The 24,144-nt window shown below is 41.3% G+C and carries 29 protein-coding genes; 3 read left to right on the top strand and 26 right to left on the bottom strand.

Going from position 1 to position 24,144, the window contains the following annotated elements; translation table 11 throughout:
- Nucleotides 1–96 precede the first annotated feature (96 nt).
- The gene (locus tag IRB79_RS28110) at nucleotides 97–228 is read right to left on the bottom strand and encodes a hypothetical protein (protein WP_279401068.1); all 132 of its coding nucleotides are present in this window, start codon (nucleotides 226–228) and stop codon (nucleotides 97–99) included.
- A gap of 62 nt (nucleotides 229–290) precedes the next feature.
- On the bottom strand, nucleotides 291–1,124 hold the full coding sequence (locus IRB79_RS27020) for a hypothetical protein (RefSeq protein ID WP_243510121.1): 834 nt from the start codon (nucleotides 1,122–1,124) through the stop codon (nucleotides 291–293).
- Nucleotides 1,125–1,550: 426 nt separating this feature from the next.
- On the opposite strand from IRB79_RS27020, the gene IRB79_RS27015 reads away from it, so the two are divergent.
- A complete protein-coding gene (locus tag IRB79_RS27015) occupies nucleotides 1,551–2,183 on the top strand; it encodes a hypothetical protein (RefSeq protein ID WP_243510119.1) in 633 nt (210 codons plus the stop codon).
- Between the two features lie 13 nt (nucleotides 2,184–2,196).
- Here the strand turns inward: IRB79_RS27015 and IRB79_RS27010 are convergent, their stop codons facing one another.
- The 24 genes from IRB79_RS27010 to IRB79_RS26895 form a co-directional block, all read right to left on the bottom strand.
- Complete coding sequence (locus tag IRB79_RS27010; protein WP_243510117.1) at nucleotides 2,197–2,529, bottom strand: hypothetical protein; 333 nt, start codon at nucleotides 2,527–2,529, stop codon at nucleotides 2,197–2,199.
- 66 nt (nucleotides 2,530–2,595) lie between these two features.
- A complete protein-coding gene (locus IRB79_RS27005; RefSeq protein ID WP_243510114.1) occupies nucleotides 2,596–3,078 on the bottom strand; it encodes a hypothetical protein in 483 nt (160 codons plus the stop codon).
- Nucleotides 3,062–3,358 (bottom strand): hypothetical protein, encoded by a 297-nt coding sequence (locus IRB79_RS27000; protein WP_243510112.1) that lies wholly within the window; start codon nucleotides 3,356–3,358, stop codon nucleotides 3,062–3,064. Before IRB79_RS27000 ends, IRB79_RS27005 begins: the two co-directional genes overlap by 17 nt.
- Nucleotides 3,359–3,555: 197 nt before the next feature.
- Nucleotides 3,556–4,146, bottom strand: a complete 591-nt coding sequence (locus tag IRB79_RS26995; protein WP_243510110.1) for a hypothetical protein — start codon at nucleotides 4,144–4,146, stop codon at nucleotides 3,556–3,558.
- Nucleotides 4,147–4,260: 114 nt separating this feature from the next.
- Entirely contained in the window at nucleotides 4,261–4,698 is a 438-nt protein-coding gene (locus IRB79_RS26990; protein WP_243510108.1) for a hypothetical protein, read from the bottom strand.
- A gap of 4 nt (nucleotides 4,699–4,702) precedes the next feature.
- The gene (locus IRB79_RS26985; protein ID WP_243510104.1) at nucleotides 4,703–5,683 is read right to left on the bottom strand and encodes an SLOG family protein; all 981 of its coding nucleotides are present in this window, start codon (nucleotides 5,681–5,683) and stop codon (nucleotides 4,703–4,705) included.
- A 60-nt stretch (nucleotides 5,684–5,743) separates the two neighbouring features.
- Nucleotides 5,744–7,660, bottom strand: coding sequence for a DNA polymerase III subunit alpha (gene dnaE, locus IRB79_RS26980; RefSeq protein ID WP_243510102.1), 1,917 nt, complete (start codon nucleotides 7,658–7,660; stop codon nucleotides 5,744–5,746).
- A 291-nt stretch (nucleotides 7,661–7,951) separates the two neighbouring features.
- Nucleotides 7,952–8,797: an LAGLIDADG family homing endonuclease gene (locus IRB79_RS26975; RefSeq protein WP_243510101.1), complete on the bottom strand. Its 846-nt coding sequence runs from the start codon at nucleotides 8,795–8,797 to the stop codon at nucleotides 7,952–7,954.
- A 72-nt stretch (nucleotides 8,798–8,869) separates the two neighbouring features.
- On the bottom strand, nucleotides 8,870–10,369 hold the full coding sequence (locus IRB79_RS26970; RefSeq protein WP_431833458.1) for a PHP domain-containing protein: 1,500 nt from the start codon (nucleotides 10,367–10,369) through the stop codon (nucleotides 8,870–8,872).
- 56 nt (nucleotides 10,370–10,425) lie between these two features.
- Nucleotides 10,426–11,241 carry a hypothetical protein gene (locus IRB79_RS26965; protein WP_243510099.1) on the bottom strand — a complete coding sequence of 272 codons (816 nt, stop codon included), beginning with the start codon at nucleotides 11,239–11,241 and terminating at the stop codon, nucleotides 10,426–10,428.
- Nucleotides 11,242–12,014: 773 nt separating this feature from the next.
- The gene (locus tag IRB79_RS26960) at nucleotides 12,015–12,704 is read right to left on the bottom strand and encodes a hypothetical protein (protein ID WP_243510097.1); all 690 of its coding nucleotides are present in this window, start codon (nucleotides 12,702–12,704) and stop codon (nucleotides 12,015–12,017) included.
- 117 nt (nucleotides 12,705–12,821) lie between these two features.
- The gene (radC, locus tag IRB79_RS26955; RefSeq protein WP_243510095.1) at nucleotides 12,822–13,466 is read right to left on the bottom strand and encodes a RadC family protein; all 645 of its coding nucleotides are present in this window, start codon (nucleotides 13,464–13,466) and stop codon (nucleotides 12,822–12,824) included.
- A gap of 54 nt (nucleotides 13,467–13,520) precedes the next feature.
- Nucleotides 13,521–13,934, bottom strand: coding sequence for a DNA-binding protein (locus IRB79_RS26950; RefSeq protein WP_243510093.1), 414 nt, complete (start codon nucleotides 13,932–13,934; stop codon nucleotides 13,521–13,523).
- Nucleotides 13,925–14,599 (bottom strand): reverse transcriptase-like protein, encoded by a 675-nt coding sequence (locus IRB79_RS26945; protein ID WP_243510091.1) that lies wholly within the window; start codon nucleotides 14,597–14,599, stop codon nucleotides 13,925–13,927. The genes IRB79_RS26950 and IRB79_RS26945 overlap by 10 nt, the downstream gene beginning before the upstream one ends.
- Entirely contained in the window at nucleotides 14,592–15,458 is an 867-nt protein-coding gene (locus IRB79_RS26940) for a ThiF family adenylyltransferase (RefSeq protein ID WP_243510089.1), read from the bottom strand. The genes IRB79_RS26945 and IRB79_RS26940 overlap by 8 nt, the downstream gene beginning before the upstream one ends.
- Before the next feature lie 61 nt (nucleotides 15,459–15,519).
- Nucleotides 15,520–16,617 carry a hypothetical protein gene (locus tag IRB79_RS26935; RefSeq protein WP_243510086.1) on the bottom strand — a complete coding sequence of 366 codons (1,098 nt, stop codon included), beginning with the start codon at nucleotides 16,615–16,617 and terminating at the stop codon, nucleotides 15,520–15,522.
- Between the two features lie 132 nt (nucleotides 16,618–16,749).
- Nucleotides 16,750–17,514 (bottom strand): prokaryotic E2 ligase family D protein, encoded by a 765-nt coding sequence (locus IRB79_RS26930; protein WP_243510083.1) that lies wholly within the window; start codon nucleotides 17,512–17,514, stop codon nucleotides 16,750–16,752.
- Entirely contained in the window at nucleotides 17,511–19,088 is a 1,578-nt protein-coding gene (locus IRB79_RS26925; protein WP_243510081.1) for a hypothetical protein, read from the bottom strand. Before IRB79_RS26925 ends, IRB79_RS26930 begins: the two co-directional genes overlap by 4 nt.
- A gap of 19 nt (nucleotides 19,089–19,107) precedes the next feature.
- Nucleotides 19,108–19,383 (bottom strand): hypothetical protein, encoded by a 276-nt coding sequence (locus tag IRB79_RS26920; RefSeq protein ID WP_243510080.1) that lies wholly within the window; start codon nucleotides 19,381–19,383, stop codon nucleotides 19,108–19,110.
- A 118-nt stretch (nucleotides 19,384–19,501) separates the two neighbouring features.
- Nucleotides 19,502–19,843 (bottom strand): hypothetical protein, encoded by a 342-nt coding sequence (locus IRB79_RS26915; RefSeq protein ID WP_243510077.1) that lies wholly within the window; start codon nucleotides 19,841–19,843, stop codon nucleotides 19,502–19,504.
- 306 nt (nucleotides 19,844–20,149) lie between these two features.
- The gene (locus IRB79_RS26910) at nucleotides 20,150–20,395 is read right to left on the bottom strand and encodes a hypothetical protein (protein ID WP_243510075.1); all 246 of its coding nucleotides are present in this window, start codon (nucleotides 20,393–20,395) and stop codon (nucleotides 20,150–20,152) included.
- Between the two features lie 19 nt (nucleotides 20,396–20,414).
- Nucleotides 20,415–20,861 carry an ArsC/Spx/MgsR family protein gene (locus IRB79_RS26905; protein WP_243510073.1) on the bottom strand — a complete coding sequence of 149 codons (447 nt, stop codon included), beginning with the start codon at nucleotides 20,859–20,861 and terminating at the stop codon, nucleotides 20,415–20,417.
- Nucleotides 20,862–20,997: 136 nt separating this feature from the next.
- A complete protein-coding gene (locus IRB79_RS26900; RefSeq protein ID WP_243510071.1) occupies nucleotides 20,998–21,498 on the bottom strand; it encodes a hypothetical protein in 501 nt (166 codons plus the stop codon).
- A 178-nt stretch (nucleotides 21,499–21,676) separates the two neighbouring features.
- Nucleotides 21,677–22,327, bottom strand: a complete 651-nt coding sequence (locus IRB79_RS26895; RefSeq protein WP_243510069.1) for a MerR family transcriptional regulator — start codon at nucleotides 22,325–22,327, stop codon at nucleotides 21,677–21,679.
- A 579-nt stretch (nucleotides 22,328–22,906) separates the two neighbouring features.
- On the opposite strand from IRB79_RS26895, the gene IRB79_RS26890 reads away from it, so the two are divergent.
- Both IRB79_RS26890 and IRB79_RS26885 read left to right on the top strand, forming a co-directional pair.
- Nucleotides 22,907–23,806 carry a ParM/StbA family protein gene (locus tag IRB79_RS26890; protein WP_243510067.1) on the top strand — a complete coding sequence of 300 codons (900 nt, stop codon included), beginning with the start codon at nucleotides 22,907–22,909 and terminating at the stop codon, nucleotides 23,804–23,806.
- Entirely contained in the window at nucleotides 23,799–24,068 is a 270-nt protein-coding gene (locus tag IRB79_RS26885; RefSeq protein WP_243510065.1) for a hypothetical protein, read from the top strand. Before IRB79_RS26890 ends, IRB79_RS26885 begins: the two co-directional genes overlap by 8 nt.
- The last annotated feature ends 76 nt before the right edge of the window (nucleotides 24,069–24,144 follow it).

The following is a 24,144-nucleotide window of genomic DNA, read 5'->3' as shown; positions in this document are numbered from 1 at the left end:
CAACCTTTTACTTTAGTGAAATGAACGTAAACACTTGAACATGGAAAATCAAGAGGAAGTTTTACCCATATGACTTTTTCGAGTTGCAGTAATATTTTATGTGTTTGCTATAACACTTAATAAATCAACAATTTGGGATAACCATAGTGCGATAAATCCAGTTCCAATGGCTATGCCAGCCAAGGCAAGAACGCCAATTATTTTTATTGTTTGTTCATCGAAATTCACTCTGTTACCTCCTCTGTTTCACTTAAATAAAAACCCCGCACCTATTGATGCAGGGAAAAAATTTATTCAATAATTCCTAATTCTGTTTCAAGGGTCACCATTGATACTGTTGCCTCTAACATGTACTTGTCAGCCAGTTCAATTGACTTGGTGGCTTCTTCCATACGGGATTTAGTATCGGCAACTCCTTCAATCGCTTGCGTAATGGCTCTGCCTGCATTTCCCCTGTATGAAATGGCTTTTCCCATATTAAGCCTATAATCTTCTAATAGCTTAGTATTTTCCTTGCTTAAGCCTTTTGGTTCAAAAGCAATGATTTTGTCAGACAAAGTGGAATAACCATTGGTTACTGCCTCCATGTCAGATGCCAAATCATTTATATTGGAACTTCCGCTACTGATTGCTTTGAAGGCGGGTTTCCAATTCTTTTCCCAAATGGCATCGTATTCTTTTGTTATTTCATTGATTGTCACCTTATGGTTTTCTAGATAATAATTCTTTTCTTTAGAATTGGCTTCTTCCTCAGCTTTTTTAGCAGCAGCTTCCTCTTCTGCCTTCTTTGCTGCAGCCTCTTTTTCAGCTTTTTTCTTTGCTTCTTCTTCAGCTTTCTTCTTTGCTTCCGCTTCAGCATCTTTATCTTCTTTAGCGGCTGCTGCTTTATCTTCTTTCTTTTCTTCATTCTTTTCTTCTTTACTTTCCTCTTTCGGCTCAGTTGAGGCAGTCTGTGTTTCCGATGGGCCATCGAGCGATATTGCAACAATCATCAAGACAAAAGATCCTGCTGCACTGAGTAGCATCTTCTTAGCCTTTCCTGATTTCTTTATTTTAGCGACAAGCGACATAATTAAAAAGACAAACATGGCCACAAAACTAAGTAAGCCTATGAACATCCACATTTAACATTTTCCCCCTATTATTAGTAACTTTGGCATACTTATAATATACTACCTTAAATGCCATTATATTGGAAGACCAAAAAAGGAGGTGGCGTTAGCCACCCCCCTCTCATATTATCCTTGGGACAGTTTTATCTAATTCATATTATTATTGTTCAATAGTTATATTACTTCTTTTTCTTCTTTGGAAGACCGTATTTTTTACTCTGATCCAGACACCCTTTTGCTACTTTCTTGGCGTCTGCCGCGGACATTTTCACTTTTACTCCCATTACAATCTCCTCCTCTATGGCTCTCATTATGCCCAGAAGAAGTTTTTTTATACATGGTACACATACTCCCCCATCCCCCGGCATATCTATTAAACAACTAGGACAGCAGGAATGTGTCCCAGGGATAAATCGGAATTTTGGGAGTGAGAAAGGAATGGGTAAGACAGGAGAGAGGAAAAAGAGAAGTGATGCCAAGGTTGATGTCAAACCGACAGTTGAACTTGAATTGTACGACTGCGTTTCCCGCATTTCACATATCACAAACACCCCTATGAAAGATGTAGGTGAGCTTGTCTGCAGGAATGGGCTGTATTCCAGAAAAGTAATTGAACATTTATCAGAAAAGTTTAAGCGTAACTACAAATTTGGCAATACGCTGTTTGTGGGACACCCTGATTTGTTTGCGGAACGGACCAAAAAGAGGAAAGGTCCAACCCGAAGATTGACCATGAGATTTACCCAGGATGTGTACAATGACCTGTGTGAGCTTGCATTTGCGATGGATACTACCGTCTCCACATGTGCCAGTATACTTATAGAGTCCTCCATAAAAGATACGGAGATTCTAAATGAATACGTAACAAGCTATGTACATGGCGAACTCGATTCCAATCGGAAAAAACAGCTTAAGCTTGTCCTGGATTTTATTCGCAAGGAGAATCCATATGAGGATGATATTACGCTGACACAGTTAATCAGTTACATTATGGATGAATTCATGGAGCATGGGCGGAATCTGAAGGTTGCGGTACATAATTGGCTGGATAGCGTTACAGAGAAGGAGTAACCCCCTTCTCTTTTTATTTGCCGGTTACCTTTACGATGTTGTTCTGTCCGGATTTATTCGTAACAAAGAAATAGTTGTACGTATTTCCCCTTTTAAGGGTTCTAGAATAAGAGCTTTTTGGAGTCTTAAATGAGAAAACTTGTCCGTTGTCCAATTTCACCTTGAAATTATGGGTGTCAACCCATTCAACAAGCTTGCCTTTAACCCCTTTAACCGTGACTGTTTTATTACCTGCCTGCACTGTTTTGTGATAAATTTTGGCCTTCGGGGCCGCTTCTGCAGCAGAAGAAGTACCTGCTAGTCCTAAAGCTGCTGCGATCAGTACTGCTGCTAATGCTTTTTTCATAAATTTCACTCCTGTTTCCAATATAAGTTAATTTTAAGTAGTTCCTGAAGGTGGGTCTAGTGGTAATTATTTACTATTTTTCAGAAGTAGCTCTATAACATTTTTCTTATCAAATGAAGATTCCAATGCCTTAACAAGAAGTTGGATGGAGTCATCCTTGATATAGTAAGGAGGTTCTAATTTTCCATTAATCAGCAATGCTGGCTCATTCTCTGGATTAAATGGCCGGATATATATGCTGGGGAACTTTTCAAGTCTTCTCCATCGTTTGTAAAGGGCGTAATAGGTGGAAATGCCATCACCATCAATAAAATAATCACCAATCTTTACAAGGGCATGTTCGGAATGTGTCTCCTCCTTTCCCTTGACGAGTTGGTAATAAGCAATATTTTCTTGGCCAAGCCATAAGGCTAGGGCTTTCATAAGGGAGCGGCATCCTCCGTCTATCCATCCATGATCAGGAATGATATTTAAGACCAGCATATCTGACCAGATAAACCGCTTGAATGCTTTATGGAATTCCTTGATTGAATTAAATTTTTGCTTCATAGCTTCTCCCTTTTAGTTCCTTTGTCTTTTTAAGCCATCCTTGCAGTCTAGGGCTTTCTTTTCTCGCTGAACCAAAAACGGCATATGATACTTTTACGGACAAGTTGTTGCACACTCCATATGCCACATATAAAAGTGAAGCAACCAAAGCAAGGCAAAGGTGAAAAGAAAGCTTAAATGCAAAGACAATAAAATAAAACAGGTCAGCGGATGCCCGCTTTTTTGTCATTTTGATATATTCCATTTTTCTCATTCGCAAATTATTGATCATCATTTGCATAATGTATCCCTCCAAGTAGCAAACAAATAAAAAAGGAGCACATATAAGCGCTCTGGACGACCGTTTTGCCCCTATTGGCGCAAAAAGTCTTGAACCAAGAAAATAAGGAAAGCAGCACTTAAGCCGCTTTCCTTTTATTTTTTCCACTATTAGTCCGGAAGCTAAAAAAACCTCCAACACAGGAGGCTGGTAAACAACTAATCTCTCACTTTTATTTCAATGTCAGACAGCTTATTACCCAAATACGCTGCATCCCTACTTTGCCTGTCTGAGATGTCCTCCATCTTCTCCATCATCTCATGATGTCTTCTTTCTGCTTTTTGGTCTACCACCAGAAGATTAATGCTTTCTTTCAGTGTATCTGCCCTTCCGTCCACTAAATTCTGTATCAATTCCTCTAAATCATAAGTGTTTTTAAAACGGTCCGGTATCAGTTGGATCTTATCTAATTTTTCGATGTTAGAATCCAAGGATTTTTCTATTTTGATTCGCATAGCCCTAAATTTTTTTTTCCTTTTGGAGAAAATAAAAATTGGCAGTATTAGCGCAAGGGCAAATATGTAAAAATCAAAATAAGCATTACCAACGGCATAGAAAGTCTCATTCCCATAAAGTATAAATACTGGAGCTAATAAGAAGGTGGAAAAAAAGATAATTATTGTCCATTTAACAGGATAAAAAAAGCCGCTCCTTTTTTTAAACCAAGCGTACTCAGCGTCCAGCGTGTCAATTTCCTCGCTTATAAATCTTGCTTTCTCAAGAATTAAAAGTAAATCCTTCTTTTCCATCCAACACCCTCCGATAATATGTTATTTTAATAGTTCAATATTACCATTATACTACATTGAAGGTTATATTTTCCTAATAAAATTAAAAAGAGCGGATTCTCATCAGCTCTCCAATTAGGGATTGGGTTTTTGGTTTTTCCAAAGCAATCCCATGAGTTCCTCACATTCAGCAATAATGGAGCTGCGTCCTTCTTTCACATATTGTCTGATAACATCAGCCTGGCAGTTTACCGATCTTCCTCTGAAGAAATCATTAAATTCATCAAAATGTTTAGCATACTGGACTAGATCCGGGTTGCCATCAAGGTACTTTACCCACATTAATTTATAAAAAGGGCTGAGGAACCGTACATCCAGTTCCAGCCCATTCAGTACAATGGAGGTCGGCTTCTTCCCTTTAGCATTACTCCAGTGTTTGGGAGCAACCCCATTAAACCGCTTGCAAAGCTGGTAGTGGTTTTCAATCTTATCCATCTTCCCGAAAACTTCAACCCATGCACCAAAGGCGGAGAACCGGATATCTCCCTTGGAGCTACATTCTAAAACACGCATCTTTTCACCCCTTAAATTTGTATGCATAAATCGAAACATTAAAATGGCTGATTGCATCTGCGAAAATCTTCTTCACTTCATCCCAATCCCCGCCTCCGCGGACGCATCCAATTTGATCAGGAATTCCGATTTTAAGTTCAGAGAGTTTTCTGCGGGCTTGTTTGTCTTTCAGGTATTGGAATAAGGCTGAACGCAAGGCTTGTTCATCTGTCTGCTTGGCTCCCCTGCCATAATTGTATTGGCCATATAGGTTAACAATTTCAATGGTCTTGCCATTATTCTCAACTAACGCGCTTGTGTATTTTCCCAGCTTCTCTTCTGGGCGCATAATTGACTTGAAATCGGCTTCATATGCTTGAGGAAATTTATATTTAATTTGCTCGGCAATGCCAGATCCCATGGTAGAAAAACAATTCGCCTGGTGAAGAATGACATCGCAATCACTCGTCAAGAGGTTGCCTTCCAAGGAAGTGATTGGTTCAAGAGGAGGCATGATGACAATTGGAACATTCTTTTTCCTGGCGTAACGGACACAATTGAACGTACCTCCAATTGAACCGTTCCAAATAGCAATCAACTCATGGCAGCAATCCACCATATATTCATTACGCTTCTGCATAAGTTCAGACCTATAGGGCTCATTACTGACATATGTAACCTTATCAGCCTGAAGGACAATGCTATGCCATTGCTTTTGGGATTGTTCCGGCCATTGATTGGAATGGTCTGCACAAGGAATAGCTGCTTCCAGTGTAATGTCGTACCCCTGTTTCTTTAGTTTAAGGACAACCAAAGCAAAGATGGTGTCGGACCCTAAAGCCATACCGCTTATAGCATGAATCCTCTTTCCGTTTTGGAGATGAAATAAGAGATGATTCCGTATCCTGGTGGCAATCGCCAAATTCAGCGGACTGTAATAATCATATCCACCGGTTTTATTTGGGCGATGCCCCGTCAATGAAATAACTAATCTTTCTTCTGTCATGATGAACCCTCCTTATAAAAAGCAAAAAGGGCAGCTGCGTTAGCAGCCACCCTCCTGGACTTAAGCTCCCTGCACGAAGGCTTCCTCCTGCTTTTGCTCAATCTTCTTCCAGATCTCCTTGTTAATCTTCTTCGGAGCGGTAATGGATGTAATAATGAAATCCTTCTGGTTCCGCTGCCAGTTCATGGAGCCCTTCACACCAACTTTAAGAATCATTCCTGGAACAAGTGCTTCTTTCACGGGACCATAAAAGCTCGGGAATAAGGTCAGGCTCTTTTCCCCTTCAAGTGTATCCACTTTCAGGAAGGCCATATCCTGCCCCTTCTTAGTCCTGATGACTTTAGCTTCAACCAGTGAAACCATTGTATGGGTCACCGCCTCATCAAGCTCATCCCAGTTCACAGGCTCTGCATAGCGGGATAAGATATGCCCGCTTACGTATGAACCAAGCGTATCTCGCTCTTTCTCGAACTTACTGCGGTCTGAATATTTGGCAATAAGGTCAACCAGTTCGGCATCTGGTTTATCACCACGAATATCGAGCAGATAAGCCATGTATTCAAAGCGATTGTTGAAGGTGCCTTCAATAAAGGAATCAAATGCACCGCTATAAGATAAGGCTGTTAAGCTCCCCTTATTCAGGTTCTTCTTCGGTACCCTGTCAATTAGGTCCTGGCCTGACAGATAAGGAGTTGTACGGCCTTCGATAATCGCATCAAACGTTGCATCACCGAGACCTTTGATGGCTCCCAATCCATAACGGATCGTATTTTCTCCATCAATGCTGAATCCGACATCAGAGCGGTTAATGTCCGGAGGCAATACTTCCATGCCCATTTCACGGGCAACTTTGGAATATTGAACCACTTTGTCAGTCTTAGAATAGAACACCTGCAGTAAGGCAGTCATGTATTCCAGCGGATAGTTAGCCTTCAGGTAAGCAGTCTGATACGCAATAAATGCGTAAGCTGCAGCATGGGAACGGTTAAAGGCGTATCCCGCAAAGGGACGTATATCGTCACATATCTTATTGGCTACCTGAGCGGAAGTGCCATGCTCAACCAATCGGTTATATAGTTCTTCCAGTGCCGGCTCAAGAATCTCCTTTTTCTTCTTTCCCACAGCCTTACGAAGTACATCGGCTTCACCTGGGGAGTATCCGGCCATCTGCTGAGCGACCATCATCACCTGCTCCTGATATATCATGATGCCGAAGGTGGTGCGTGTAATGACATCGTATTTAGGGTGAAGAGATGGAATCTCCTCATGGCCATTCGCAAGTGATTGGTATTTTGGAATGTAATCCATTGGGCCGGGTCTATAGAGCGCAACACCGGCAATCAGTGTCTCGAAATCTACTTTGTTCATGCCCTGGAACATCTTCTTCATTCCAGCGGACTCTATCTGGAATACTCCATCAGTTTCTCCGCGGCGAATCATTTCAAATGTCTTCTCATCTTCTGGAATTAGATTATCGACATCGATTAAGTGGCCATGTCTCTTTTCAACCAGTCTTCTGCATATTTCTACAACAGAAAGGTTCTTCAACCCAAGGAAGTCAAATTTGATAAAGCCGAGCTTTTCAAGGGGCTCCCCTTCATAACTTGCTACACGTTCCCCTTCTTTTCCTTTGATCAGGGCAATGTCATTCGTGATTGGCTCAGGAGTTATGAGGACTCCACATGCGTGAACACTTTGTGAGCGTGGCATGCTTTCCACTTCAAGCGCCAATTCAAACAATCTTGGGTAGCGTGCCTGATATTGCTGGATGGCTGGAATCTCTTCCATTGCTTCAGATACAGGTATTGGCTTTCCTTGGATAACGGGAATGTGCTTATTTAATTCATTGATTTCATTATGATCAATGCCAAGTGCACGCCCAATGTCTTTGAGTGCAGACTTGGTGGAAAGCGTGCTGAATGTGATAATCTGTGCAACCCGCTCTGCCCCATACTTACGTGTGACGTATTCTAGCACTTCATGCCTTCTCAGGTAATCGAAGTCAGTATCTATCTGCTAATACCCTCGGTTTCCCGATATTTGTTAGGGCATAGACTATACCATCATCCCAGTAGGATGCCCCATTATAGTCGTTGAACCTTCCTCCCAACAGGAGGATTTGGATGCTACGATTACCCATTGCAACGGTACTTAGCATTATTGGTTAGCTTATACCATCTCACTTGTTTTTTCTGCCTTTCGGCGGCATTCACACTTACCATTACTGGTTATGCAGTAGCCAAGTGAGCTTTAGGGTGTTCCAGCAGTTTAAGGGGTGCGCACTAGGGATTGCTCGCCTAGTGGGACTGTGTTCTTTATTTGCTCATAAATTTCTTTCTTCCGCTCTAAGTAAATGGTTGCTCCATCGTACATATAATCAGCAAGTTGTCTTACTTGATTCATGCCACCAATGGAGATATAGTAGTTATCTTTGTCATCATCATTTCGCTTATAAAGCTTCTGGTTTAGCATCTCAAAGGCTTCGAGAATACCAGTTAATATTGCAGTTGTGCCACAGATCTTGATTTGGTACTGGTTCTTTTTAGCGTAGTAGCTAAAACTTCCATCACCATCAAAGTATCCACGAATGAAGTGCCGAACTAATTCCTCTGGCAATTCCGGAAACTCAAGCACTAATGTTTTGTGTTCAACAATTCCATGCTTTTCAAGAGCTTCTTTCATTGACTCACTTGCAACAAGTAAGCGGGCATATGCAACATTGTTATAACTAGTTGTCCCTTCATAAGTCTTAACCGGATAAGTCGCATTTATTGCCTGTTTGAATTTATCAACATGGCCAATGTCTTTTATCTCAAGACTCATACCTACTTCGCATCGGTTCCCTCCGCGGACATATCCATCTGCAGCTAGGAAACCTAACCAGTAAGCTTTTTCTTCTGTGTCAATGACATCGAAGTAATGATGATCTACTTCATATTTTCTGGAGTTTTGTTTATTGCTTCGCTTAGGAATGCCATGTTTACGTAGAATCCAATCTACATGGTGATGTTTCATCCCTTCAAATTGTTCTGCAATCCGTATCATCGGAACTCCATCTAAATACATTTGAATAACTGCTTGTTCATCTACTTGAACCGTACTAGTTCTACCCATAAGTTGTAGACTCCTTTATTCTCAAATTCTGTGTATAAAGTAACCACTTCATAGAGTAGAGTCAATAAAAATTTATGCAGCAAGTAAAGCACAATCTGGAAAGCCGGGTCTCTCAGGATTAATGAAGCGTTCGAAAAGAAGTTCATATCGGATGGGGTCGAGGTTGGTGATGCCAAGAACATAAGCAACAAGGGAGCCGGCGGCTGAACCACGTCCGGGACCAACCAGGATACCGTTTCTTCTGGCGAAATCGATATAGTCCCAAACAATTAACATATAAGCGGAGATTCCCTTATCGGCAATAACCTTCAACTCATAATCCAGGCGCTTTTTGTATGTGTGGAACATCTCAAAGAAGTTCCTGCCTATAAAATTTCCTTCCTGCAGCTTCTCCATCATTCCTTTATTGGCAAGCTGTGAAAGATAGGAGTCAAAATCAAAGTTTTCCGGCACCTGGAATTCGGGATATTTGATATTCCCCATCTCGAGGTCAACCTGGCAGGAATGAGCAATATTATAGGCATTCTCCAGTGCTTCAGGAGGCATTCCCATCTGAAGCATCTCTTCTGCAGAATAGAAGATACAGTGCTCATACACATCCTGTTCCGTTTCATCGGCCTCTTTATCCTTATTAATGGAAGTGATGGCCTTATGAACCGGACGGTCTTCAGGGCGGAGCATGTGAGCATCGGATGTTGCTACAAGCGGCACACCTAATTCCTCTGACCATTCCATTAGGATTTCATTTACATACTGCTGCTCTTCCATCGTGCTCGGCTGGATCTCCAAATAGAATTCATCAAAGCAACGCTTGTAGAACTTAATATGATTTTTTGCTACGCGGAATTTGCCGCTTCTAATCAGTTTCGGAATGGTACCCCCTAAACAAGAAGAGGTGGCGATAATTCCTTTGCCATATTTCTTAATATCATGGTAATCCACACGGGGCTTTCCATAAAATCCTTCAAGTGAGCCAATAGAGGTCAATTTCAGGAGGTTTTTATAGCCTTCATTTGTTTTGGCTATCATCAAAAGGTGTGCAATACGAGGGGACCATTCAAACAGGCGCTTTTGTTTATCATCCTGTTTACCTGAAAGGAACCAGCGAGTACCTTTCTTGAGTTTTTCAAAGCCTTCTGGGTCCATATGCTGATATTCCTGAAGAAAGGCAATATGCTCCGGCTTAGTTGGCTTGCCTTTGGTGAAGGAATCCTTCTGCTTCTTCTCAAAAGCTACATAGCCCTGGTCTGCCAATGAAGCAATGTGTTCTTTGGTACGATAACCCACATCTTGAAAATTAATTTTCTCGAAATCTGCTTTTTTCCATTCCTTTTTAGGGGTAATGTATCCTTCCATCCCCAGAACAGGATGAAGGCCCGCTTCCTTTGCTTTCTGGTAGAACTGAAAATGGGCAAAACACGTACCGTGGTCGCTTACGCCTATCGCATCCATGCCAAACTCTTTTGCGAGCTTGATCATTGGTTCGATCCGGCAAAAGCCGTCGAGCAAGCTCCCATCAGGAGTGTGAAGATGAAGGTGGGCGAAAGGAACCGGTGACTTAACTGTATTCATTTATATAGGTTCTCTCCCTTCCAGATAATAAGGGCAGCCGAAGCCACCCTTTTTCATTACCAGGTTAAAACAGGTCTAACCTGTCCACCTTGCACTTCAAATGCCAATTCATACCCGCGGTTCACTAAAGCGGATGCAAGTTCAGTCATAAGATAAGCAGTATATTCATTCTTGTATTCCTCTTCTCCTAACTCTCTGTCTCTTGCCTTCTGGTTGAATTGAAACTCAAAGACATGCTCCATCAATTCAATAGAATCAGGGGCGATAGGAAGTGGAATTTCAAGCTGGTCGTTATAGTCAAACTCCAGGATTTCTTCAACAATTTCGTCAAGAACCTCTTCTACTGTGCTATAGCGTTCTTCTTCGTAATCCGCTTCGTGGTCCATTTCTTCCAGCTGCTCACGAATCAGGGCCGCTAATAACTGAGGTTCTGCCTGAGCCTTGATTAAAGATGATAGGTCATCCGCTTCTGCTTTAGGTTCTTTCACCTGTTCTGCGATAGCCTTAGCCAATTGATTTGACTGTAGACTGGCAAGTACAGCAGACTGGGCATCAAACTCTTCGTCCTCATCATCCTCATCATCGAATGAGTCAAAATAGAAGTCGTAATCGTCCTCATAATCATAATCATCTTCTTCATCCTCGAAGTCATTTTCCTCTTCAAGGTCTGCTTCTTGCTTGGCTTCAAGCTGTTCAGTTACTCCCTGAAGAAGCATGTTGAGCAATTCGACTGTAATCGCATTTTTGATTTCCTTTGCATCTGGATGAAGGTCAATGATGTCATGGATTTGCTGAACTTCTTCCGGAGTAGCAGCACTTCCTACGTATTGTGCAATGGCTTTGATATCTTTTGGTTCAAGGCTAAATTTCATGTTGATGTAATCCTCCTGGAGATAATGATTGTTTTGTGTTCGATTAAGCTACTGACTGTCAAGTTGACTGACTAAAGTAGGTGACTGTCAAAGTGGATGATTCATCTAAGACAGTCAGTAACCTAAATGGAAGACAAAACCCTGTAGACACTTATACTTTTGGAAAGTCGTCGAGTTGGAGTAGATCAGACTACACCTACCCTATGGCTAAAAGAAAAGATTCTCTTAGATTCATAGAGCAGGATAGATGAATGACATTACACTTTTGTATAAGTGTCTGAGAGATTGTGAGTCACCGCTGTTTTACACAAAGTTTTATCTTTCAGGCAAACACACATCAATCCTGCCCAATGTGTTTCGCTCACCTGCTACGCTTCCGGAGAAGCCAGGATTCCACCCGTACCTTTTCTGCAAGAGGTCGTCGTCACCCCTCTGAGTCTCTTCTCCCGGGCTCAAACAGCGGAAAACCCTTGACTGATGGAGAATACGCTGATTTTGTGCATTGGCTCAGCTCACCTAGCCTGTTTATTTAGAGTCGCTTTCAGGGCAATCCCGACCTTTATTCTTTTTTGCCGTTCGCTTTTGTCGGAACAGTAGACAGCGTTTTGACAGAGGTTGCATCTCTGACCCTTGAAGGGATTTCCTTTGGCAGTTACAAACACAACCATTTGATTTTGAATTGTCAAGCGGTCAGGAGAAATTATTTTTTAGAATTAGAGAATCTTTGCAAATAAAAAAGGAAGGCATTTCGCCTTCCTTCAACATTCAAACTATTAATCTAGAGTATATTCAACTGTCTGCTCTCCAGTAATATCTTCATAAGTATCTGCATTCATTGTATTGCCGAACACCAATTTAGCCTTACTAATGTCCCCATCCTTAAGGACAAAAGAATCTACATATTCCTTCTTCACTTTTCCGATAAATTCTGAATCCAGGTCAGCATCATCGATTAAGAAGTCCTTCAATTGACCGTCAATCTGCTCACCTTTGTCAGTGATAACGTTCATTAAATCATACCATTCAACGTTCTGATCTGCTGTGTTCTCGGCTGTGTACTTTACCTGAACATAAGAGAAACCTTTCTTTAAAAGCTCCGCTTCTCCATCCATCTGTAACGCTAAATCCTCTGCAAATGTCGGGTCCACATCAGATAGCTTAATAACCTTAATATCTTGAACAGTTACCTTCAAAGGCGCAATGTCAACCGTTTCATTGATTTTCTTTATCTTCATCAATTCAGCTTTTCCAGCTTCACTTTCATGTGTTTGGCCAACTTCGTCTAGAATTGTATTTCCAGCTTCATCCTTTTTAGGCTTGGAGACTTTTTTATCTTTTTGCTCCGCTGGCTTTGGCTCTTCTTGTGGTTCACTGCCTGTAGTAGATTCTTCAGCACCGCCGCAACCAGTTAGGAACGTGCCGGCTAACAAAGCTGAAACCAAAAATTTTGAAAACTTTTGCATTATGAAATGCCCCCCAAATAAGTTTAATTTTTACATCCATAATAATATCACGTTATTTAAAAAAATCTACCAGTAATGGTCCTTTTATAATAGATTGGTTTGGTAATAAGAAATTATTTAATTTATATAGCCGCTTTCCTTTAATGAAGTGAAACTTCCATCGCCAATAATAATGTGATCAATAAGTTCAATCCCGAGTACCCGGCCTGTTTCAGCTAATCTTTTTGTCATTTCAATGTCCTCTCGAGATGGATTTCGATTTCCGGAAGGGTGGTTATGAGCCACAATAACGCTTGCAGAGCTTAACCTGTAGGCTTCTTTGAAAATCTCCCTGGGGTGGACAATGCAGCTATTTAGGCTACCGATAAATATGGTTTTCTTGGAAATCACCTGGTTTTTAGTATTTAGATAAACAGCAACAAAGTGTTCCTGTTGCAGGTGCTTTAATTCATCCAGATATTTGGCAGCATCCTCTGGAGAGCGAATGATGTATCGAGTGTCATTTGCCCTTTTAATGGCAAGGGATGCAAGTGCCAGAGCTGCGTTAATCCGGGTTGCCGACATTTCACCAATCCCTGGATACTCCATCAGTTCCTCTTTTGACAGCTGAGTGATCCCATTAATGCCAAGAGCAGCTAATTGACCTGTAATGGCTGGTTCTGCAGATTGGCCAATCAGCAGTGCGAGCAGATTTTGCAGCTGAGTGCCTTCATTTCCATACAGGGAGAATTCTTCTTTTGCTATTTGAAAATGTTTTTTCATGTTCTCTCACCTTTCGTTCATGAAATTAAGCAAAAAAAATAGACGAAAAATCGTCTATTCTTTCGGCAGTTTTCTTATGGTTCTAACAAGGAGGCGAAGCGGGTCATCTGCCCTCACCACTAAAATGTCTGTATCTGCTTTGGACTTAAACTGACATGTTTTAGGTAGGGAGAACAAGATACCTGATGCAATTACAACATCCCCTACTTCCGCATCCACTTCCTCCCATAGGAGACCTGGTACAACAATGAGCATTTCACCAGCGCCGTCATCGAGTGTGACATAAATCAGCCAGCCTTGTTCGTTTTCATCGCCCCATTGGGACATATCCACGATTTTTGTGACCTTTCCTCCGCAAATGATTTCTTGCCCTGGTTTCCCCTCAAGCTGGAAGGTTACAGAAAAGCCAGTTATATGCGGCTGTAATGCATTCATTAGTTCTAGAGCCTCTTCTTTTGTTAGTTGCACAACAATTCGCCCCTTTCATATGAGTCAAGCAATTTATTAACATGCTGGTCTGCTATTTTGTTATACGCTCTTGGAATGTGCTTGAATTCCACTGAGGATAGCCTGTCTGTGTATTTTTTTATCTCCTCCCCATATTGAAGGAAAATCTTTCGGTGGTGAAGCTTTTGACCCGTTAATAGGTCCACCATGGAAAAACAATCGGACAGGAAGATAAAGCTGTTAGATTTTATATTATGCTTATCAACATATTTTACCGCCTGCAGCATCCCGTGATACTCCGCAAGCATGGAATCAGCCGGCAGTATTTTCCCAGAGACATGAAGAATGGAATCGCCCATAATCGTTCCCTGCAGGTCCAATAGCTTTCCATTTCCATAAACAGCAAAACTGCAGGCTGATCTTACACCAAGTTTGTGACTGTGACGCAATGCGCCGTCAGTGAAAATGACAATGGAGCCAAATTCAGAATGATAATGTAAATCCAATTTCAGGCCCTCCAGTAGTTCCTTGACATCATATCCATTTGACCTTAATTCTTTCAAGGCAATCTCGAATTGAATCTTGGTTTCCGCCGCCTTCTCCAATTGACTGCCGTTTTTTAATTCATCCCATAAAAAAAACAGATGGCGGGCATACCTAACCATCTGCTTTGTCTTCTTATTCATGGATGTATTGACTGATAACAGACTTCTTATTCGGGAATCGGCGGAAATTCCCGTTTTGTGTATCAAAAGTTTGGGCGAAATAGGAGAGTCCTGGGTTGGTTTCATCTTCAGTATCGGCTGTCATAATCAGATTGGCGAAACTGAACAGCAGCATGGCGGCAGTCATATTGGTCATGATATTCTGCGGATGAGAGATGGCTGCTTCATCACAGCTCAGCTCGGTCGGAAGCTTATCTCCACCCTCTAATATCTCAGGGAACATATCCGTAACAGAAGGAGTGCGGAATAATCCAGAGTCCTGATAAACACTCTTACTCAATCTTGGCACAAATCCGCAGACGACCTGCCCTGTATAAAGTTCATTCCCGCTGCTCAATGAGAACACATCGGCTATTCCGGATAGGCGCTCAATTGTTTCATGAATGAAGACCCTTGTTTTATTATTGTCCACGCAATCTACTAAAACCGGAATTTCCTCTCGCACATTGAAAGCGGCGATAACGGTATCTACCAGCATGTCTGTACTGATGATATATTTGTCCAGGTAGGCAATGTTAATCCCAAATGCCATTCCATAGCGGGTTGCCAATACCTGCGCTTTATTGATATCCAAGTCCTTTTCAATAAAGTTTTGCCTATTGAGATTGGATAGACTGACCGTATCTGCATCCACAACCAATATCTTATGTTCAGGTTCCCCTTTCATTCTTCTCATTCTGTTTTGTATGGCTACCTGCCTTGCCAGCTGGGGCAAGAAATAAGAGCCTGTTCCGCCTGCCCCGATCACGATGAACACCTTTCCTTTATCCCGCTGGGTATTTAGCGTTAAAACAGGTTCAAAGTCTAATTTTATAGACATCCCTATCATTCTCCCTTCTATGAAAAACCAAAATGGGAGGGGGCGTTAGCCCCTCCAGTGTTTATTTTAATGACGCATCAATAGTCCGCTCGATTACCTTGTCATAGCCAAGGCGGGCATAATCCCCTGTCATGTCGAGCAGGTTATCCATAATATCATTTCTGTTCGCAAGGTCCTCTGGTTCCAGCAGCTCTTCAATTTCGGCATTTTCAAATCCGTAGCTGAATCGGTGGGCGCCGCCAGTTTCATATATTTCATCTTCAAAGAGGTGGGTCATCTTATAAGGGTAATAGCTCGGTGCTGGACGGGCAGGAGCTTTCTTCTGATGCTGCTCCATCCATTCAGCCGGATAATCCAAATTTGGGAATGGCCCCATATATATGGTTTCCTCAACATGAACGCTGTGCATGGGATTAAAGCCAGGAAAATCGGATTCCAAATCGATAGAATGTGTTGTGGTGACAGTTGGCCAGTCAAACAATACATCCGGGCTGATTTGTACTTTGGCATCTCCGCTCACATAACGGAAAGCAAACTGCGGACGCTCATCCTTTACTTTTCCCCAGACACCATAAAACTGGGTTGCATTCTCGTTGCTGTCATCTGTGGAGCTGAAGAATGCATTCATGGTGTTATGGCTGTGTGTTTCACATAAAAGGGCAAAGTTTTTGCGCAAGTAGTCCACCATCGGATCCATATGGAATTCAGAAAGCCCTTTTTGGTTCACTTGGCGAGGTACATAGACAATCAGCTGGCCATCAGCAAGCAGTCCCTTGATTTCACTGTTGTCAGAGTAATGCTGGGGAATGGCCTTGTTTTCTTTATTCCAGAAGAATAATAGGGAAGCTTCTGTTCCGTCCTGGTCATAAACGTCAATGTACCAGCTTAATGCTTGCTGGAGGAACTTGAAAGGAATCTTGGGGATCAGGAGTTCCGGACCTTCTTCCATCGGCAATAGGCCAGGAATCTCTTTTTCAAATGGATGGACTTTGACTTTGAAGATGGCTACAGGAGTCTTTTCTACCCTGAATAACCCGTTTGAGGCAGTGACATACGTTATTTTCTTAAGCCTATCAGCGCTGTATTGTTTATCATGGGCAACGTACCCATTAATTTGGTTTGCTAGTAAATTGGTTAAATTGAGTGCCGGAGTGGACATGGCATAATCTCTCCCATTCTTTCATATTCATGTTGTGTAAGGTTTTGTGCAATTAGGGGAATCCCCTATATTTAAGTAGAATCAAGGGGATTCTCGTAAATTGCACTACATTCTACTAGACTCTGGTTGTCATCAGGAAAAGATTCCAGGCAAAGTGTTGCGGATAGCCCGCTCCACATCCATTGTGCCGGCTTCTTTCAGCGTTTCAAAAGGATAAGAATATTCTTTCCCCTCATTCTTAGCTTCCTCGAATTCCTTCGCCAGCTTGATCATGTGGTAGATGGCGCTGTCCGTTTGTTCTGCAGTGCTGGTATCAGGATTCACATGGTTAAACAGCTTCACTCTGTTCACGGATAAATCAAAGTTAAACGGCTGCGAAAAGAATCTTGCCGGAACATTTTGAAGGGATTTCGCTGTAGGGACACTTGGCGTGTTGCCCCTTCCCCAGCAAATGCCATGATTAACACCAATATTCGGATACGGTGCATGGAGCACTTTATCTTTCAAGGACAGTAGCTCATGCTTGATGGTGAAGATCATTGAATGAGTCAATGTCTTCTCCCCCTGGGCATTCTTAAAGATTTCAAAAATCCAGACAAGCGGCGGAACCGGAATTGTTAATTCAGCAGGGATATGATTACTTCTTAGGTCCAAAGTTATTTTCCTCGTTGCAGGAGGAGTAGTCATCACATAGCCCTCGTAATGGTTTTTACGGTAATACTTCACTACTCCCCATTGAGAAGGCAAAAGTTCTGTTTCCATTGCCTGCTCTTTCATAAAGATTCGCTGGATATTTTCGATGTTCGTGTTCTTTACTGTCTTAATTCCATCTTCATTCGTAGTCGTAACGGTAACACGTTCCGGTTCAAGGAGAATCATCGTGGATTGATGTGTCATGCTGTTGCCTCCCGCTTTTCTTTGTATGGGTAAAATCGCTTGATGGCCTGCTGTCTGTTCATCATCCTCTTGCTGAAATGATGGATGGCATAAACACCATCGGGCAATTGCATTGCCTTTAAAACTTCATCTGCATTTTGTGTTTGATAAACTAATTTCCTTCCATTTCTGTCGGTCTTAACCCCTGCAATGTTCCCGGCTTCATCTTCAAATATGGCAAACTGGAAGTCTTTTAAGGGATGCGGACGGAACAGGAAGCTATTAATTTCAATGCGCCTCACGACTTCGAATTCATATTCGCTTTCTTCAGCAGCTTGTTCCTCTTCCCTTTCTGAAGAGTCCATACTGGCAATGCAGCTGTTTATGAATTGTTTTACATCAGAAGGGACTTCCTTTGCCATGCCCTCTATGGATAGAGTATTAGAGGAAAGCGGGTTATATTGAACAGAGCCGATGTCTTTGTCTAATGAAGACATCATATCTTCATAGAATTTGATTTCGTCCTGCAGCGGTTCTGGAAGCCAAGCCAGAAAGTCTTCCTGATTGGCAGAAACATAGATATTATGATTAATAACATAGGGGTTATTGCCGCCGAGTGACCTTTCGCAATCTGCGTTTATTCCTGTCACCTGGCCAATGCCATGGAATTTAAGCTGTTCGGAATCTCCCGCTTTCTGCCCAAACTCAATCGGCTTGGCCATATAGGATGAATCATCGTCCAAATCATGGGCCGAGTAGACATAAACAGATGCCCCGATGGACAGGAAGTCAGCAAGTGAAGGTTTTTTGATAAAGACCTTTCTTCCAGATTCAAGGCAGGCATTTTTAACTTCTTCATCCAAAAGTGCTGAAACTGGAATAAGGATCCGGGATAAAAGTGATTTCAGATTGCTGTTGTAGAATTTAAGCTCTTCGTTCTTAACGAGTTGCTCAATTCGCTTATTAAACTCTTCAATGGCAGCCAGCAGTCGCTGATGATTCTGTATGATATTATCAACGTTCATCTTCACACTTCGAATTTGCCTCAACATGCTGACGAAATCATTGAAGTCATGTGCAAGTTCCATGGACTGGCCATAGCGATTTTTCGGAAGAAAGTACTCCCCTTCCAAAAGAATCTCATTTGTTCGAATAGTGATTTTGCCATTTTCGTCTTTTTGGCCAATACTGTCATACCTTCTGTAATTGGAGCGGCTATCTTTCCAGTATTCATAATCAAACTCCCGAAGGAAATAATTCCAGAAGCGGTTTTTGGCCGTATATTTCTCCTCGAGGAGCTGCATCTCATGGTGGCTGCCTTTTGGTGTTAGGGTAAATACATCGGAAGCGGCTGTTGAAGTAGAATGAACCCCATGCTCAATTTCATAGTAGTCTTCCAAGATCTTTAATAAGAATCTGGTTACTTCTTTAAAGAAAAGCTGAGAGTTCTCCAGTTTATTTTCCGGCAGATGCTTTTTCATTGTTTTATCAAGATGTTTCATCAAAGCATTAAATTCACTGTTGGTGGTGCTGTTTTTCAATAGATAAAGCAGACTATATATAGCCCTTCTATAGCGTACATGTGTTGTGATCATAGTCTCTCCCCCTTCTGCATCAGATGAAATCTACATCAAAAGAAGCAACGCTTTGCATGCGATCAAGAGCAGTAAGGTACTGTTCGTATTCTCTCATGTAGTTATCGAAGGATGTATTAATGGTCGTATTGATTAAATCAAAATCATGACGGAACATTATTTTCTTAAGGTCCGCAAAGGAAATCGGAGTCATAAGCAGATCCAGGGCTTCTTTAATATGCTGCGGATAAAATTCGGATTCAGTAATGTCCTGCATATTTTCTAAAATGCGCAGCTGCACATTCTTTTGTGACATGGTTCGGAACCTCCTCGGAACAAAATACAAGGGAAATCAGCCATTCACCAATCTCCCTGCAAGTTATCATTGTATTTTATTAGTATTTCACCTATATAAGGGGTATATATAGGCTCTATTAGAAGCCTTTTGTACCTGCTTTAGGAGAAAAACGGATTGTTCCTTCCTCTTCCTGGACAACTTCCGCTCCTTTTAATTCTGGAAAGTTGTCGGCCATAGCCACTTTTAAAGCATCAAGTTCTGTATCGTCCGGCACTTCAATGTTCGTATCTCCATAAACAACGTTAAGGCCTTTTGTGCCAGCTTTAGGTGAAAAAGTGATTGTGTTTTCTTCTTGAACGACACTTGCATCCTTTAGTTCAGGGAAGTTTTCCGCCATAGCTGTCTTTAAAGCTTCCAATTCTGTGTTAGCTGGTACTTCGATTGTTGTATCGCCATAAACGACTGTGATGTTTTCCATTATTCCGTACTCCTTCTTGGTGTATGATTGGACTCATATTTGAATCACTGAAAGTATAGAAACCATTTGATTTCTATAATTCAAGTACCTAGAAGGAAATTTATTAAATTTTTTTATTGACAGTCCAGCTGCCAATCATTTATAGCGTTCTTTCTAGCTTGCTTTTACAGCGAACGCAATGCTCACGATCATGATAACCGAGTTTATGTAATCCCCTTATATGACACTTTATCAATTTTTTTAACCATTCCATACCGTTCATCCTTTCGAATTTAAATATAAAAACCTGCTTTAATCGAATGGTTATTACCACGCGATTAAAACAGGTCCTAAGAAATCTACATCGCCGGATACCAGCTCAAGATGCGGCATTCCGCAGCCCTGGCACAATGAAAACAGTGATTCAAAATCAGTGCTCATGTCCGGAAGTGATTTGACGTTTAAAAATTCATCGATTAGTTCAAGCTGTTCACCGCACATGACACACGAAGGATGGTTTGATAGTTTATTCCCTTCATAGTCAGGCGGCAGTATCATCATATTGTATTTCATGTTATCTCCTCCTGCAGGCTTAAATTAGTTCATCATCAAAGAGTCCTTCAAATGTATCAGTGACTCTTTCATACATCTTTTTTTGCTCTGCTTTCCGGATATGTCTCGGAAGGAACATCCTGGCACCGTTAAGGCCGTATGCTATGCGGTTCCAGTCTGTGAGGATTGTGGTTTTTAGGAGTTTGGGGTTTTGCAGGATTACATTGTAGGCTTCTCTGAGGGTTAGATCGTCGAGGGAGATTCCTTGTTCCTCCAAGAAATCGATGGTGCTTCCGCGCTGGGTCAGGATATCGTCCAGCCCATCGTCCGTCAAAGCAAGAAGTGCTTTAAATTCTGTGAAAGTGAAACGGTCTCTTACGATGTGCTTGATAGACGCATTCAAATCGTACCTTGCCAGCTTTTCAGCAACCTTTTCACCTTCGGAAGTGTTGATCGTGTAAATCGTGATGCATGGAATGTTGCTCACTTACTATTCCTCCTGGTGTTCGATTTGCGGATAACATAAACACTTAATAGAAAAAATGCTAGTCCTTTCGATAAAAAACTGAAAGAAACTAGCATTTAATGACATCCAATCAATTTGTCAGCAGCTTATCGCAGGGTTATTTCTCGGCATATATAATTTCGCCATATTCATCCAGCGCGACTTTAATTGTATCTCCTATTTGTATTCCAATATTATCAGACGTTAAGTACAGGGCAATCTCATCTGTTTGAAAGCGGGATACCTCAGCTTCATCCAAATGAATTTCATTTCCATATGCATCTTTCCCGATAGCCCCGACTATAACATCAAAGTCAGGATAGTCGTTTTTCCCTTGATAGGTTTCATCATTATGACCCCTTATATGAGTCTTAAATTCAAACTCTTTTATCGTAACGTCTCTTTCCCCTGGTGTTACTCCGCCAGACTCAGATTCCGGAACTTCAGATTCCATTTCTGTGTCCGCTTCTTGAACTTTGGATTCAACCTCTTCTGTCCCTTGACGCCCCAGGCTTATGTTATATGCTACGATCCATGTTAGAAACAGCGTAACCAATAGTACGGGGATAATTCTCTTGAAGGAAACTCTATCGGAAGGCTCCTTATTTAAGTTGATCATTGTAATCACTCCATTTTCACGCAAAAAAAATAGGCACGATGTAGTCAGCACCGTACCTTTCGACAAAAAACTAAAAACCAAGAGCACGATAAGAGGTTAGCTTATGTGCTCGAAGAATTTCGATGTAGATATATCCTACCATGATTGCTAGATTTATACAATATAGCTGTTAGAGAAATTACCCTCCGAATAAGCGGGCAAATAACCCCTTCTTTTGGTCCATTGTTTCTCTCAGTGATTTAACAAGCCGCTCTTCCCTTTCAATCTGTCTCTTCTCTGCTTGTTCATCTCTTTCTTGAAGTTTCTTTTCTAGTAATTCATTCCGCTCTCTTAATTCCTTTTCTATTCTTTCATGAGATTCTAGCAGCCTTTGATTCATTTGCATCATTTCTTCGCTAATCTCTTTTCTTATATCATCAGCTATACCCTCTTTTATGTATCCCATTAGCTGCCTAACTCGATCACTTCCGAGCAAGTTCTGAATATCTTTTTGATTCAGAAGGTCTAAATGAGCATTCGTCGGCTCTATATGTGGCACTTCTTGCTTGGTTCTAAGGGTGAATTTATTATCATCCTTCGCCTGGTTAAAAATCATATAGGCGAGATCCTTTGTTGTGGTCTTGCGGCCATGTTCCTTTTTCAAATCTCTTAAATAAGCAAATATCTCTAAGTCAGTGTCATAATATAATCTTTCATTTTTATCATTGCGCATTACATAATGGACTTCATACTCCTCCAGCTGGTCAGTCCATAGCCTTAATGTAGGCGCAGGAACTCCCAATTGTTCGGAAGCTGTCCCCATGGTAATGAATTCAACTTCTACTGCCACTTCATATACCTCCTTATATACCCTTTATTGTACCTATATCAATGTTTGTTATACCTATATTAAAGCATATCAACGCTGTTCATGTACATATTCTGACATACATTAAATATCATAAAGGTATACCCTATGTGTGTTATGCCCTACATGAGAGTTAATTAATAGATATGATATATATTCATTGCCCTACATTAGATATACTTAATAGATTCTACATATAATATATGCCCTACATCAAATGATGTTAATAGAGTTAGCATATAATTTATGCTCTTCATTAAAGTTGATAACATATAGCGCATATTTAATAATGCTCTACATGAGGTTTTGTGAGATAATGCTATATAAATGGTCTGCCTTGCATGAAAATTAAAATATATAGCCTATATGTACTTTGTGCCTTACATGAGAGGTTGGACTCATTTAAGTAAAATTTAACAAAATGCTACTGCATGCTACTTTACACCACCCAGTAATACTGATAAGATAAAAATATAGAAAATTTATGCAAGATACACAAAGAGGGTGCTACTAAGTAGCATTTAATGATACTGGGTAGCATCAAATGGAGGAGAGAGAAACATGTCTTTAATTTTTGGAATTGATGTGGGCTATTCCCACACGAAATTGGTAGGACCAGACGGATACGATATCTTCCGAAGCACTGTTAAGCAGGGGGTTATTGATGTAAATGCTAATTCTACAGTGATTGAGTATGAAGGAAAGAAGCTTACAATTGGTGAGCGGGGGAGAATCACAGTCGCTGCAAATAAAATTGCAGATCCTAACTTCGAGCCATTGCTGCTAACGGCCGTTTTGCGAAACATGGATGAAAAGCTTACTAATGTTAAAGTTAAATTAGTAACTGGTCTGCCAATCGGATGGTATAAGAAGCAGAAGGATGAGTTGAGAGACTTCCTATTAAATAAGAAGGTAACTGTGGGCTATAAAGGGAAGGACAGAACAATACATATAGAAGACTGCTTGGTGTTCCCGCAATCAGCAGGACTCGCGCTTACGAACCCAAAGGAATTTGAAGAGGGGCGTACAAATCTGATTATTGATATCGGCGGCTTAACTGTTGACGTTTCCTATTATGAAGGAAGAACTGTTGCACATTTAGAGAGTTACCAGCTGGGCATGCTTAAATTCTATGCGAAGGTAGCAAGCGCCATCAATCAGCAGTTCAACGTTCAGGTGAGTGACCAGGATGTAGAGCGTTTCATTGAAGAGGGTGCTGTCATTATTGATGAGGAACAAGTTGATTTTGACTTTGATACTCACTTCAAGGAATGGATGGACCAGATAGTTACTCAAATTAAATTGGACTTCCCATATGACATCGTACACAAAAAGACTTGGGTAGGCGGCGGTGCGCTGCGTTTCAATGATTATCTCCCTACAAAAAAGAGCATTGACTGTGACAAGATCCTTAACAATGCTGAAGCATTCTATAATGTAGGAGTACAGAAGTTTGGCTAAGGATAAGCCTCCTGTCATAAAGAAATCCATTTCTTTTAGGGGAGATATCCTGGAATATGCCCAGGAGCAGGCGGATAAGTATCATGGAGGCAATCTCAGCGGTTATCTGACGTTCCTTATATCTTCTAATAAGTACGGGATGACCATGGCTGCCAAGCCTTCAGAAGTTATCCAGGCGGAAGAGAAGATTCGGGAAAATGTAAATAAGTATCAAAAGAGTGAAGCTAATGAGAGCTATATTGACTCTATATTAGACATGTAGAGGGTTATATATAGGGGATATATAGGGGACATATAGTGGTATAAAGGGGAGGGACGGAGTATTTCCGTCCCTTTTT

It is taken from the genome of Cytobacillus oceanisediminis, from assembly GCF_022811925.1.
GTDB lineage: Bacteria > Bacillota > Bacilli > Bacillales > Cytobacillaceae > Cytobacillus > Cytobacillus oceanisediminis_D.
The sequence above is the reverse complement of the archived record's forward strand: the minus strand, read 5'-3'. Positions and strand labels throughout refer to the sequence as shown.

Coding starts and splice junctions, on each gene's coding strand:
- IRB79_RS26975 (WP_243510101.1), bottom strand. CDS start 8,797: ATGGGTAGAACTAGTACGGTTCAAGTAGATGAACAAGCAGTTATTCAA.
- IRB79_RS26990 (WP_243510108.1), bottom strand. CDS start 4,698: ATGCGTGTTTTAGAATGTAGCTCCAAGGGAGATATCCGGTTCTCCGCC.
- IRB79_RS26920 (WP_243510080.1), bottom strand. CDS start 19,383: ATGTCACAAAAGAATGTGCAGCTGCGCATTTTAGAAAATATGCAGGAC.
- IRB79_RS26910 (WP_243510075.1), bottom strand. CDS start 20,395: ATGAAATACAATATGATGATACTGCCGCCTGACTATGAAGGGAATAAA.
- IRB79_RS27020 (WP_243510121.1), bottom strand. CDS start 1,124: ATGTGGATGTTCATAGGCTTACTTAGTTTTGTGGCCATGTTTGTCTTT.
- IRB79_RS26965 (WP_243510099.1), bottom strand. CDS start 11,241: ATGAAATTTAGCCTTGAACCAAAAGATATCAAAGCCATTGCACAATAC.
- IRB79_RS26935 (WP_243510086.1), bottom strand. CDS start 16,617: ATGTCCACTCCGGCACTCAATTTAACCAATTTACTAGCAAACCAAATT.
- IRB79_RS26995 (WP_243510110.1), bottom strand. CDS start 4,146: ATGGAAAAGAAGGATTTACTTTTAATTCTTGAGAAAGCAAGATTTATA.
- IRB79_RS27000 (WP_243510112.1), bottom strand. CDS start 3,358: ATGCAAATGATGATCAATAATTTGCGAATGAGAAAAATGGAATATATC.
- IRB79_RS26890 (WP_243510067.1), top strand. CDS start 22,907: ATGTCTTTAATTTTTGGAATTGATGTGGGCTATTCCCACACGAAATTG.
- IRB79_RS27010 (WP_243510117.1), bottom strand. CDS start 2,529: ATGAAAAAAGCATTAGCAGCAGTACTGATCGCAGCAGCTTTAGGACTA.
- IRB79_RS26945 (WP_243510091.1), bottom strand. CDS start 14,599: ATGAATAAGAAGACAAAGCAGATGGTTAGGTATGCCCGCCATCTGTTT.
- IRB79_RS26970 (WP_431833458.1), bottom strand. CDS start 10,369: ATGAATACAGTTAAGTCACCGGTTCCTTTCGCCCACCTTCATCTTCAC.
- IRB79_RS26940 (WP_243510089.1), bottom strand. CDS start 15,458: ATGTCTATAAAATTAGACTTTGAACCTGTTTTAACGCTAAATACCCAG.
- IRB79_RS27005 (WP_243510114.1), bottom strand. CDS start 3,078: ATGAAGCAAAAATTTAATTCAATCAAGGAATTCCATAAAGCATTCAAG.
- radC (WP_243510095.1), bottom strand. CDS start 13,466: ATGAAAAAACATTTTCAAATAGCAAAAGAAGAATTCTCCCTGTATGGA.
- IRB79_RS27015 (WP_243510119.1), top strand. CDS start 1,551: ATGGGTAAGACAGGAGAGAGGAAAAAGAGAAGTGATGCCAAGGTTGAT.
- IRB79_RS26925 (WP_243510081.1), bottom strand. CDS start 19,088: ATGATCACAACACATGTACGCTATAGAAGGGCTATATATAGTCTGCTT.
- IRB79_RS26985 (WP_243510104.1), bottom strand. CDS start 5,683: ATGACAGAAGAAAGATTAGTTATTTCATTGACGGGGCATCGCCCAAAT.
- IRB79_RS26960 (WP_243510097.1), bottom strand. CDS start 12,704: ATGCAAAAGTTTTCAAAATTTTTGGTTTCAGCTTTGTTAGCCGGCACG.
- IRB79_RS26900 (WP_243510071.1), bottom strand. CDS start 21,498: ATGATCAACTTAAATAAGGAGCCTTCCGATAGAGTTTCCTTCAAGAGA.
- IRB79_RS26915 (WP_243510077.1), bottom strand. CDS start 19,843: ATGGAAAACATCACAGTCGTTTATGGCGATACAACAATCGAAGTACCA.
- IRB79_RS26930 (WP_243510083.1), bottom strand. CDS start 17,514: ATGACACATCAATCCACGATGATTCTCCTTGAACCGGAACGTGTTACC.